Origin of the sequence: Aestuariicoccus sp. MJ-SS9, assembly GCF_032586235.1 — a bacterium.
GTDB lineage: Bacteria > Pseudomonadota > Alphaproteobacteria > Rhodobacterales > Rhodobacteraceae > Aestuariicoccus.
On the sequence record NZ_JAWHTD010000002.1, the window covers coordinates 93,331 to 105,131 of the forward strand.

Consider the following 11,801-nt stretch of genomic DNA (forward strand, 5'->3'; position numbering starts at 1 on the left):
GCGGCGCGTTGCCGGGCAGGGGCGTCAGCCCTCGACCGGCTCCATGATGTTGAACATCCAGCTGTCGATGTCGCGCACGGTGATGGTGCCGGTCAGGATGATCGTCGCGATGATCGCCCAGAGCACCACCGACACCCCCGTCGTGATCCACGCCTTGCGGCGCAGGTTGTGCACCTCGGGGCTGCCGGCATGGGTGCCGGGCACGATCTCGCCGCGGTCGCCCTGCGTTTCCAGCCGGATCGGGATCACGACGAGAAACGTCATGAACCAGATGACCGCGAACAGAACCAGACCGGATGTGATGCCCATGATGCGCCTCCTGGCGGATAGTTAAGTCAGACCTGCTCGAGTTCCACCAGGCAGCCGTTGAAATCCTTGGGATGCAGGAACAGCACCGGCTTGCCATGCGCGCCGATCTTGGGCTCGCCATTGCCCAGAACGCGGGCGCCGCTGGCCTTGAGATGATCGCGCGCGGCGAGGATATCGTCGACCTCGTAGCAGACATGGTGAATGCCGCCCGAGGGGTTCTTTTCCAGGAACCCGTTGATCGGGCTGTCGTCGCCCAAGGGGTAGAGCAGCTCGATCTTGGTGTTGGGCAGCTCGATGAAGATGACGGTCACGCCGTGATCGGGTTCGTCCTGCGGCGCGCCGACCTTGGCCCCCAGGGCGTCGCGGTATTGCGCGGCGGCGGCGTCGAGGTCGGGCACGGCGATGGCTACGTGGTTCAGGCGTCCGATCATGAAGCTCTCCGGTCAGGCTGGTGTCGCTTGCGTTATGGCAACGCCGGGGCTGCGCGGCAAGAACCCTGCGTCATTAACGCGCTGTTAGCGATGAGTGAGCCAAGCTGAGTCCTGCACCAAGATGGAGGGGCTCATGGACGACACGACCGCATTCGACCCGATGCCGAGGCCCACAGCGACCCGCCCCCTTCTGGGGCTCACGGTGCTGGTGGTCGAAGACAGCCGATACGCCTGCGATGCGATGCGATTGCTCTGCCTGCGCAGCGGGGCGCGCATCCGCCGCGCCGACAGTCTCAAGGCGGGGCGGCGGCATCTGCAGGTCTACCGCCCGTCGGTTCTGATCGTCGATATGGGCCTGCCGGACGGTTCGGGCGCCGATCTGATCGCCGAGCTTGACACATACGTGCCGCGGGTGTCGGTGATCCTGGGCATCAGCGGCGATCCCGAGGCAGAGGCGGCGGCCATCGCCGCCGGGGCGGACGGGTTTCTGGAAAAGCCCATCAGCAGCCTGAGCATGTTCCAGAACAAGGTGATCGGCGCCCTGCCGCCCGACCGCCGGCCCAAGGGCGCGCGCGAGGTGCGCGACGATCCGATCTTTCCCGATCCGCTGGCCTTTCGTGACGACATGGCGCATGTGGCCGACGTGCTGGGCGACCACGCGGACAACCGCACGCTGGATTACGTGGCGCAGTTCCTGCGCGGCGTGGCGGGCAGCGCGGGCGATACGGATCTGCAATCGGCGGTCGAATCCCTCGCCCGGGCGCGGGCCAATGGCAAGCCGCTGCAATCGGACATCGCGCGTATCGCGGGGCTGGTGCAGGACCGGCTCAGCGAACGGGTGGCTGTCTAGGCACCGTTTGCGGCGTTACAGCAGAAGACCGGGGTCGTCGCCCAGCTCGGCGCCCGGAAAGACGGTGGTTTCGATCAGATCGCGGTTCAGCCCGTAAAGGCCGCGCAATAGCCAGCCGGTATGCGCGCGCAGGTCGCGCGTCGGCATCAGGTCGCGGCGGTCGTAGAGGTCGGCCTCGGCCAGCCCGGGCCAGTCCGCCACGACCCGCCCGCCCCGGATCGCGCCGCCCGCCAGCACCATCGCGCCGCCGGTGCCGTGATCGGTGCCAGTCGTGCCGTTCAGCCGGGCGGTCCGCCCGAATTCCGTCATCGCCACGATGGCCGTCTTTTTCCAGACCGGGCCGCGCAATTCGGATTTCAGGGTCAGGATCACCTCGGCCAGCCGCCCGAGTGCACGGGGCAGGCTGCGGTCCTGCCGCTCGTGCGTGTCCCAGCCGTTGATCGAAAACGCCGCGATGCGCGTGTCCGCGCGCAGACGCTGGGCGGCGAAAGAGGCGATCCGGGTTTCCAGCGCCACGCCCCTGGAGGCCCTCTGATCGGCCTGCATCATAGACATCATCTCGTCCGCGCCGCCGGTGAATTCCACCGGGTCGCCGTCGCCGCCGGCGAGGGCCACCGATTGCGCGAAAGTGCTGGCAAAGAGCGGATCCTCGGCCATCACCACCTCGGCCAGGCGCAGCGCCTGCGGGCTGAGCGCCAGGTCGGCCTCGGGCGTCCAGCGCGACACCGGAGCGTCGCCGGTCATCACCGTCATCGGATCGCGCCCCAGCGCAAAGGCGGTTTCGGTGCCGGCCCCGGGATAATGCTGCAGCATCCGGTTCAGCCACCCGTCTCGCGTCAGCCCCTGCGACAGATCGGTGATTCCCGCCTCGAGCACGTCCTGCCCGTCGAAATGGCTGCGCTTGTCGCGGTAGGGGGTCGAGACCGCGTGCACAAAGCCCAGATCGCCGTCCTTCCACAGCGGCTCCAGCACCCGCAGCTTGGGATGCATGGCGAAAAACCCGTCCAGATCGACGGGGGGGTCCGCCTCGGGTTCGGCCATGGCGCGCAGCGCGGCGTAATTCGGGTCGCCCAGCGGGCGCACGACGTCGAGCCCGTCCATGCCGCCGCGCAGGACGATCACCACCAGCCGGTTGTCACCCGGCGCGCTGGCGAAGGTGACCGGCGTCAGCAGCGGGCTGGCGGCCAGCGAGCAGCCGATCAGCGCGGAGCGGCCCAGAAAAGCGCGGCGGGACAGCGGATCGGTCATGGTCACATCCTTTGGAATGCGGGCGAGGCGAGGATCAGGCCGATCCCCTCCCACCGGCTTTCGGCGGCCTCGGCGGCAAAGCGCACCGGCGGCGACGCGCGCGGGCCAAGCGCCGTTTGGGCGAAATCGCGCGGATCGGGCAGGTCGGGCAGCAGCAGCTGCGGCACGGTCACCGCCCATTGCAGCCGCGCAGCCAGGCCCTGCGGCGTCACCCAGGCGGTGTCCGCCTCGTCCAGCCCGTCGGGGCCGTCGGGCTTTTCCCAGATGTGCCCCATCAGCCCCAGCGGACGGATCACGAGGGTGCGGAACCGGTTTTCCTTCATGCCGTCGAAGGCCGTCCTGGGCAGGGCCAGCGCGCGACAGGCCGAGGCGATGAAATCGAAGGGCTGTTTCACGTTACCCCCCTCGGGCCGCCACGCGCCCGGATGGTCGAGCAGCGTGGCATAAAGCGCCTTCAGATCGCCGCCGGTGTCACGGTAGCTGCGTTCGAGCGCGGCGACCAGATCGGGGTCGGGGCTGTCGGACACGAAATGCACCGCCAGCTTGCGCGCCAGATGCCGGGCGGTCGACGGATGCCGCGCGAGATCGCGCAGCACCGCGCGGATGTCGCCCAGGTTCGGATTGTCGCCGCCATAGCTCTTGCCCAGCACGGTCTCGGCCCCTGGCTCGGCGAAGGGTTTGCGGAAATGCGTGCCGGTTTGGAAATTCAGCGTCAGCCCGGTCAGCAATTCCGCCAGCTGGCGCACGTCCGCCTGGGTATAGGGCCCGTCCGCGCCCAGCGTGTGCAGCTCCAGCACCTCGCGGGCAAGGTTTTCGTTCAGCCCGGCCGCCTTTCCGCGCTTCGCGGCCATCTCGCTGCTGGGGCCGATCGAGCTGTCCTGATCGAGGTAATGCACCATCAAAGGATGGGTCACGGCGGCGATCAGCAGGTCCTCGAACCGGCCGGCAATATTGGGCCGGATCGCGCTTTCGAAATAGGGCGAGGTGGCGCGGCGGATCAGCCCGGCCTTGCCTGCGGCGGTAAAGTGGTCGCCCCAGAAAAAGGTCAGCCGTTCGCGGAAGGGCGCGTCGGTCCAGGTGCGACGCAGGATGTGTTGCCCCATCCAGGTCGCCTGATCGATTCGCGCGGTCTTGTTCAGAACCTTAATGGCCTTCCTGGCCGCCTCTGCCTCGGGGGTGCCGCGCTGGGCGCGGCGGATCTTGCTCAGCCGCTGCCGCTCCTGCATCCGGATGAGGAAGGTCTCGAACGGTTCGATCGGAAACGTCCGGGCGACGCGATCGGGGGCGTCTAGGCTGTCGAGAATCGCCTGCGACGCGCCCGGCGGCCCCACCCGCGGCGAGAGCCCGCACCCAAAACGGATATCTGCAAGAACGGGGTCGAATTTCATGAGAGCCGATCCGACTGTGATACCGGTAACGTGGTGTCGGAAATGACGAGAATCCAGTGCTCTTGGCGAGGGGCGGCAAAAAATCGCCCGGGTCAGGTTGTCATTAACGCTTCACCCGCAGTATGTTCTACAAAAGTTCACATGACATTCACGCTTTCTTTCATCAGTATGTGGGACATGACCAACCAAGCGGCACAAGATTTGTCCCGGTTTCTGGGGAAAGACAGGTTCGCCTGCGTGATGGCGGATCCGCCGTGGCGGTTCACCAACCGCACGGGCAAGGTGGCCCCGGAACACAAGCGGCTGTCGCGCTATCCCACCATGACGCTGGAGGAGATCTGCGATCTGCCCGTCGCCGATCATCTGGAAGACACCGCGCATTGCTACCTCTGGGTGCCCAATGCGCTGTTGCCCGAAGGCCTGCAGGTGCTGCAGGCCTGGGGGTTTCAGTACAAATCCAACATCATCTGGCACAAGATCCGCAAGGATGGCGGATCGGACGGGCGCGGCGTCGGCTTTTATTTCCGCAACGTGACCGAGATTTTGCTGTTCGGCACGCGGGGCAAGAACGCCCGCACGCTGCCACCGGGGCGGCGGCAGGTGAACATGCTGCAGACCCGCAAGCGGGAACATTCGCGCAAGCCGGATGAACAATATCGCCTGATCGAGGAATGTTCCTGGGGCCCGTATCTGGAACTGTTCGGGCGCGGGGTCCGCGAGGGGTGGACCGTCTGGGGCAATCAGGCCGACGCGGATTACAAGCCCGGCTGGAAGACCTACGCCTACAATTCCGGTGTCGCGGCCGAATGACGAAGCCGCGGCGCGTTGACGACGCTGTGTTCGACACCGAGGATCTGACGAAATCGCAATTGTCGTGGTCGCTGGGCCAGCGTTATTCGGTCACCAGCTATCGCAGCGCAGCGGCGATTCTGGCGCAGCGCGCTCCGCAGGAAATGGCCGCGGTGCTGCGGGTGCTGCGCGACTTCACCATCAGCCGATCCGAGATTCGCGCGCCGGGCGGCAACCGGATGTCGGCCACGACGCGGTTCGCCGACCTCGCCGCGCGCGAAGGGTTTCATCAGGAAGTGCGGATCGAGGCCGATCTGGTGGTGAAACTGCGCGCGGGCAAGGGCGACGCCGCGCCCGAGATCGACCGCATCATCCGCGACGACTACATCCACAACCATCTGGTGGATTTCTGGCGTGGCCGTGTCGCCTTTGACTATGAATGGAACAGCAAGGATCAGACCTACGACCGCGATCTCTATGCCTTCCGCAGCTTCTTTGAGGCGGGGGTGATCGACGTCGGCGTGATCGTCACGCGCGAGCTGTCCAACGAGTTCTTCCAGTCGCTGGGCTATTGTCTGGACAAGAACGGGAACGAGACAGACAGGACCGTCGCCGCCAAGTTCGGCGCCAGCACGACGGGTACGCACAAGCTGATCAGCCGAATCGCGGCGGGCCGCAGCGGCGGCTGTCCGGTGCTGGTGTTCGGCATTCTGCCGGACAACATCACACCGGACTGAAACCCGGCTTAGTCCTCGGGGATGACCCGCAGGCGCAGCTCCATCAGCTGGTCGCTGGACGGATCGGAGGGCGCGTTCATCATCAGGTCCTCGGCGCGCTGGTTCATCGGGAACATGATGACCTCGCGGATGTTGGCTTCGTCCGCCAGCAGCATGACGATCCGGTCGATGCCCGCGGCGCAGCCGCCGTGCGGGGGCGCGCCGAATTTGAAGGCGTTGACCATGCCGCCAAAGCGCTTCTTCACCTCGTCCTCGCCATAGCCCGCCAGTTCGAAAGCCTTGAACATGATCTCGGGCTTGTGGTTCCGGATCGCGCCGCTGACCAGCTCGTAACCGTTGCAGGCCAGGTCGTACTGATAGCCCAGCACGTTCAGCGGATCGTCTTCCAGCGCCTCGATCCCGCCCTGCGGCATCGAAAAGGGGTTGTGGCTGAAGTCGATCTCGCCGGTGTCCTCGTCGGCCTCGTACATCGGGAAATCGACCACCCAGGCAAAGGCGAAGCGGTCTTTGTCGGTCAGCCCCAGCTCTTCGCCGATGGTGACGCGGGCCTTGGCGGCCACGCGTTCGAAACTCGCAGGCTTGCCGCCCAGGAAGAACGCCGCATCGCCGACACCCAGGCCGAGCTGCTGGCGGATCGCCTCGGTACGTTCCGGGCCGATGTTCTTGGCCAGGGGGCCTGCGGCTTCCATGCCGTCGCCCTGATCGCGCCAAAAGATATACCCCATGCCCGGAAGGCCCTCTTTCTGCGCAAACGCATTCATGCGGTCGCAGAACTTGCGGCTGCCGCCCTTGGGGGCGGGGATGGCGCGGATCTCGGTGCCGTCCTGTTCCAGCAGCTTGGCGAAGATGGCAAAGCCCGAGCCGCGGAAATGGTCGCTGACCACTTGCATCTTGATCGGGTTGCGCAGGTCGGGCTTGTCGGTGCCGTACCAGAGTGCGGCGTCCTTGTAGGAAATCTGCTCCCACGTCTGGTCGACCTTGCGGCCGCCGCCGAACTCTTCGAACACGCCCGCGATCACCGGCTGGATCGTATCGAACACGTCCTGTTGTTCGACGAACGACATTTCCATGTCGAGCTGGTAGAAATCGGTGGGCGAGCGGTCGGCGCGCGGGTCCTCGTCGCGAAAGCAGGGCGCGATCTGGAAATACTTGTCGAAGCCCGACACCATGATCAGCTGCTTGAACTGCTGCGGCGCCTGCGGCAGGGCGTAGAACTTGCCCGGATGCAGGCGCGACGGCACCAGAAAGTCGCGCGCGCCCTCGGGGCTTGAGGCGGTGATGATCGGCGTCTGGTATTCGCGGAACCCCTGATCCCACATCCGGCGGCGGATGCTGGCCACCACGTCGGACCGCAGTTTCATGTTGCTCTGCATCGCCTCGCGCCGCAGGTCGAGGTAGCGATAGCGCAGGCGGGTTTCCTCGGGGTATTCCTGATCGCCGAAGACGATCAGCGGCAGTTCCTCGGCGGCGCCAAGAACCTCCATGTCGCGGATGTAGACCTCGATCTCGCCGGTGGGGATCTTGGGGTTGACCAGCCCCTCGGCGCGGGCCTTCACCTCGCCGTCGATGCGGATGCACCATTCCGAGCGCACCTTCTCGACCTCGGCAAAGACCGGCGAATCCGGATCGCAGAGCACCTGGGTGATGCCGAAATGGTCGCGCAGGTCGATGAAGAGCACCCCGCCGTGGTCGCGGATGCGGTGCACCCAGCCGGACAGGCGGACGTTGGTGCCGACATCGGATTTCGTCAGGTCGGCGCAGGTGTGGCTGCGATAGGCATGCATGGCTTTCGCCCCTTCGGAACGTCGTGAATTGGGTTTGCGCCGATAAACCTGCGATGCGGCCCGGCGTCAAGGGAACGCGCGCGTTTTGGCCGGATTAGCGCTGTATGAGTGCGATTGCGCGGGGGCGCGGGGCCAAAAAGGCGCGTCCGCCATGTTCTTTCCCTATCCACGCCACAAGCATCCGTCATGGTCCGCCCCAGCTTTGAATCCGGATCGGAGAACCGACGATGGAAAATAGACGCCTTGAAATGCTGGAAAGCGAACCCTCGCACGAAACGACCGCTGTGACGCTTCGGTCGATCAAGGACATTCTTGCCGAAACCGGCGATCTTGGGCTTTTGCAGACCTCGTCCGAACCGCCGCCCGCGCCGCGGGCCGACCCTGCCGCGCAGTCGGTGCCGCAATTGCAGCGCCCGCCGGTGCAGAACCCCGCGCCTGAGCGCCCGCCGGTTCAGCTTCAGCCGCAGCCGTTTGCGGCAAAGACCCGTCGGCCGTCTGAAATCGAAGAGCCGCAGATGGAGACCCCGGTGCAGCCGCGCCGGGTGGTTCCGCAGCAGCCCAGCGCCCTGACGCAGCCGCCGCATATGCGTGCGGCGCAGCCCGTCCGCCAGCCCGATGAAATCGCGCCGAAACCGGAACGGCGCGGGCTGATGGCGCGGCTTTTCCGGCGCGGCTGACCCGGTCGCAGCCCCCGATCCGGCGAAACGCCGAAACGAGGCGGCGCAGGACCCCATTGGGCTTGCGCCGCCTTGCCGCATGTCTATAACGCAGGACAATTTGCAGGCCGGGCCGCCCCCGGTCCGATCGCTGCTCGACATGAGGTGACCCATGCCCAAACGGACCGATATCAACTCCATCATGATCATCGGCGCGGGGCCTATCGTCATCGGCCAGGCCTGCGAGTTCGACTATTCCGGGGCTCAGGCCTGCAAGGCGCTCAGGGAAGAGGGGTATCGGGTGATCCTGGTCAACTCGAACCCCGCCACGATCATGACCGACCCGGAACTGGCCGACGCCACCTATATCGAGCCGATCACCCCCGAGGTCGTCGCCAAGATCATCGAAAAGGAACGCCCCGACGCGCTGCTGCCCACAATGGGCGGGCAGACCGGGCTGAACACCTCGCTGGCGCTGGAAGAGATGGGGGTTCTGGCGGAATACGGCGTCGAGATGATCGGCGCCAAGCGCGAGGCCATCGAGATGGCCGAGGACCGCAAGCTCTTTCGCGAGGCGATGGACCGGATCGGGCTGGAAAACCCCAAGGCCACCATCGTCACCGCGCCCAAGAAGGCCAACGGCAAACACGATCTGGATGCCGGCGTCGCCAAGGCGCTGGAAACGCTGGAGTATGTCGGCCTTCCGGCGATCATCCGCCCGGCCTTTACCCTGGGCGGCACCGGCGGCGGCGTGGCCTACAACCGCGAGGACTACATCCATTATTGCCGCTCGGGCATGGATGCCTCGCCGGTCGGGCAGATCCTGGTGGATGAATCCCTTTTGGGCTGGAAGGAATTCGAGATGGAGGTCGTCCGCGACAAGGCGGACAACGCGATCATCGTCTGTTCCATCGAAAACGTCGATCCGATGGGCGTGCACACGGGCGATTCGATCACCGTGGCCCCGGCGCTGACGCTGACCGACAAGGAATACCAGATCATGCGCAACGGCTCGATCGCCGTGCTGCGCGAGATCGGGGTCGAGACCGGCGGGTCGAACGTGCAATGGGCGGTCAACCCGGAAACCGGCCGCATGGTCGTGATCGAGATGAACCCGCGGGTGTCGCGCTCCTCGGCGCTGGCGTCCAAGGCGACCGGCTTTCCCATCGCCAAGATCGCCGCGAAGCTTGCGGTGGGCTATACGCTCGACGAGCTCGACAACGACATCACCAAGGTCACGCCCGCCAGCTTCGAGCCGACGATCGACTATGTCGTCACCAAGATCCCGAAATTCGCCTTCGAGAAATTCCCCGGGTCCGAGCCCCACCTGACCACCGCGATGAAATCGGTGGGCGAGGCGATGGCCATCGGCCGCACCATCCACGAGAGCCTGCAAAAGGCGCTGGCGTCGATGGAATCCGGCCTGACCGGCTTTGACGAGGTCGACATTCCGGGGGCCCCCGACAAGGCCGCCGTGATCAAGGCCATCGGCCAGCAGACCCCGGACCGGATGCGCACCATCGCGCAGGCCATGCGCCACGGGCTGACCGACGACGAAATCCACGGCGTGACCATGTTCGACCCCTGGTTCCTGGCCCGCATCCGCGAGATCGTCGAGGCCGAGAACGAGGTGCGCAAGAACGGCCTGCCGGTGACCGAAAGCGGTTTGCGCGCGCTCAAGATGCTGGGCTTTACCGATGCGCGTCTGGCCGAACTGACCGGCCGCGACGAAGGCCAGGTCCGCCGCGCCCGCCGCAATCTGGGCGTCAACGCGGTCTTCAAGCGGATCGACACCTGCGCGGCCGAATTCGAGGCCCAGACCCCCTACATGTATTCCACCTATGAGGCCCCGATGATGGGCGAGGTCGAATGCGAGGCGCGCCCGTCGGACCGCAAGAAGGTGGTCATCCTCGGCGGCGGCCCGAACCGGATCGGGCAGGGGATCGAGTTCGACTATTGCTGCTGTCACGCCTGTTTCGCGCTGACCGACGCGGGCTACGAGACCATCATGGTCAACTGCAACCCCGAGACCGTCAGCACCGACTACGACACCTCCGACCGGCTCTATTTCGAACCGCTGACCTTCGAGCACGTGATGGAGATCCTGCGGGTCGAGCAGGAGAACGGCACGCTGCACGGCGTGATCGTGCAATTCGGCGGGCAGACGCCGCTCAAGCTCGCCAATGCGCTGCATGACGAGGGCATCCCGATCCTGGGCACCACGCCCGACGCCATCGACCTGGCCGAAGACCGCGAGCGGTTTCAGGAACTGGTGAACCGGCTGGGGCTGAAACAGCCCAAGAACGGCATCGCCTCGACCGACGAACAGGCGCTCGCCATCGCCGAAGAGATCGGCTTTCCGCTGGTGATCCGCCCCTCCTACGTGCTGGGCGGCCGCGCGATGGAGATCGTGCGCGACATGGACCACCTGCGCCGCTACATCGACGAGGCGGTTGTCGTGTCGGGCAAAAGTCCGGTGCTGCTTGACAGCTACCTTGCCGGCGCGGTCGAACTGGACGTCGATGCGCTCTGCGACGGCACTGCCGTGCACGTCGCCGGCATCATGCAGCACATCGAAGAGGCGGGCGTGCATTCGGGCGATTCCGCCTGCTCGCTGCCGCCCTATTCGCTGTCCTCCGAGGTGCTCGACGAAATCAAACGCCAGACCGAGGCGCTGGCCAGGGCGCTGAACGTCGTCGGCCTGATGAACGTGCAATTCGCCATCAAGGACGGCGAGATCTACCTGATCGAGGTCAACCCCCGCGCCTCGCGCACCGTGCCCTTTGTGGCCAAGGCCACCGACAGTGCCATCGCCAGCATCGCGGCGCGGATCATGGCGGGCGCCCCGCTGTCGGACTTCCCGCTGCGCGAGGCATACCCCGAGAACGCCGATTACGACACGATCCTGCCGCTGGCCGATCCGATGACTTTGGCCGATCCGATGATGCCGTGGTTCTCGGTGAAAGAGGCCGTGCTGCCCTTCGCCCGCTTCCCCGGCGTCGACACGATCCTCGGGCCAGAGATGCGCTCGACCGGCGAGGTCATGGGCTGGGACCGGTCCTTTGCACGTGCCTTCCTCAAGGCGCAGATGGGCGCGGGCAACGTGCTGCCCGAAAGCGGCACGGTGTTCTTTTCTATCAAGGACGACGACAAGACCCCGCAACTGATCGAGACCGCGCGGATCCTGACCGATCTGGGATTCGGCATCGTCGCCACCGCCGGCACCGCGTCCTTCCTCAAGGTGGAAGGGATCGCCTGCGACGTGGTCAAGAAGGTCTATGAAGGCCGCCCGAACATCGTGGACCTGATGAAGGACGGCGGCATCCAGCTGGTGATGAACACCACCGAAGGCGCCGCGGCGGTCGAAGACAGCCGCGAAATCCGCTCGGTCGCTTTGTACGACAAGATCCCCTACTACACCACCGCCGCCGGCGCCCACGCCGCCGCCTCGGCCATGAAGGCCCGTGAGGAGGGGGAACTGGTGGTGAAGGCGTTGCAGGGGTAGGCACCGGTATTTCTATAGCCAAGTCGCGGAATCAAGGCCGCAGGCCGTCTGCTGTCAGCGCCTGCCCGTCCCCTCGGGCTGGCGCTTTGTCGACGTGGGCACGC

At 65.8% G+C, this 11,801-nt stretch carries 10 protein-coding genes; 5 read left to right on the plus strand and 5 right to left on the minus strand.

Annotation, left to right across the window (positions count from 1 at the left end):
- Positions 1 to 24 precede the first annotated feature (24 nt).
- Together RXV88_RS02200 and mce are read right to left on the minus strand one after the other, a co-directional pair.
- Positions 25 to 309, minus strand: a complete 285-nt coding sequence (locus tag RXV88_RS02200) for a DUF1467 family protein (RefSeq protein WP_316290307.1) — start codon at positions 307 to 309, stop codon at positions 25 to 27.
- A 26-nt stretch (positions 310 to 335) separates the two neighbouring features.
- Positions 336 to 740 carry a methylmalonyl-CoA epimerase gene (gene mce, locus RXV88_RS02205; protein ID WP_316290309.1) on the minus strand — a complete coding sequence of 135 codons (405 nt, stop codon included), beginning with the start codon at positions 738 to 740 and terminating at the stop codon, positions 336 to 338.
- Between the two features lie 133 nt (positions 741 to 873).
- On the opposite strand from mce, the gene RXV88_RS02210 reads away from it, so the two are divergent.
- Positions 874 to 1,590, plus strand: coding sequence for a response regulator (locus RXV88_RS02210; protein WP_316290310.1), 717 nt, complete (start codon positions 874 to 876; stop codon positions 1,588 to 1,590).
- A gap of 15 nt (positions 1,591 to 1,605) precedes the next feature.
- Here the strand turns inward: RXV88_RS02210 and RXV88_RS02215 are convergent, their stop codons facing one another.
- Together RXV88_RS02215 and RXV88_RS02220 are read right to left on the minus strand one after the other, a co-directional pair.
- A complete protein-coding gene (locus tag RXV88_RS02215) occupies positions 1,606 to 2,838 on the minus strand; it encodes a DUF1501 domain-containing protein (RefSeq protein ID WP_316290311.1) in 1,233 nt (410 codons plus the stop codon).
- Positions 2,839 to 2,840: 2 nt separating this feature from the next.
- Complete coding sequence (locus tag RXV88_RS02220) at positions 2,841 to 4,226, minus strand: DUF1800 domain-containing protein (protein ID WP_316290312.1); 1,386 nt, start codon at positions 4,224 to 4,226, stop codon at positions 2,841 to 2,843.
- 177 nt (positions 4,227 to 4,403) lie between these two features.
- Here RXV88_RS02220 and RXV88_RS02225 point away from each other — a divergent pair, with 177 nt between their 5' ends.
- Positions 4,404 to 5,036, plus strand: a complete 633-nt coding sequence (locus tag RXV88_RS02225) for an MT-A70 family methyltransferase (protein ID WP_316290314.1) — start codon at positions 4,404 to 4,406, stop codon at positions 5,034 to 5,036.
- Positions 5,033 to 5,752 (plus strand): BglII/BstYI family type II restriction endonuclease, encoded by a 720-nt coding sequence (locus tag RXV88_RS02230; RefSeq protein WP_316290316.1) that lies wholly within the window; start codon positions 5,033 to 5,035, stop codon positions 5,750 to 5,752. The genes RXV88_RS02225 and RXV88_RS02230 overlap by 4 nt, the downstream gene beginning before the upstream one ends.
- An 8-nt stretch (positions 5,753 to 5,760) precedes the next feature.
- Here the strand turns inward: RXV88_RS02230 and aspS are convergent, their stop codons facing one another.
- Positions 5,761 to 7,536 (minus strand): aspartate--tRNA ligase, encoded by a 1,776-nt coding sequence (aspS, locus tag RXV88_RS02235; protein WP_316290318.1) that lies wholly within the window; start codon positions 7,534 to 7,536, stop codon positions 5,761 to 5,763.
- 227 nt (positions 7,537 to 7,763) lie between these two features.
- Between aspS and RXV88_RS02240 the strand changes: the two genes are divergently transcribed.
- Both RXV88_RS02240 and carB read left to right on the plus strand, forming a co-directional pair.
- Positions 7,764 to 8,213: a hypothetical protein gene (locus RXV88_RS02240; RefSeq protein ID WP_316290319.1), complete on the plus strand. Its 450-nt coding sequence runs from the start codon at positions 7,764 to 7,766 to the stop codon at positions 8,211 to 8,213.
- Between the two features lie 151 nt (positions 8,214 to 8,364).
- Entirely contained in the window at positions 8,365 to 11,697 is a 3,333-nt protein-coding gene (gene carB, locus RXV88_RS02245) for a carbamoyl-phosphate synthase large subunit (protein WP_316290321.1), read from the plus strand.
- Positions 11,698 to 11,801 lie beyond the last annotated feature (104 nt).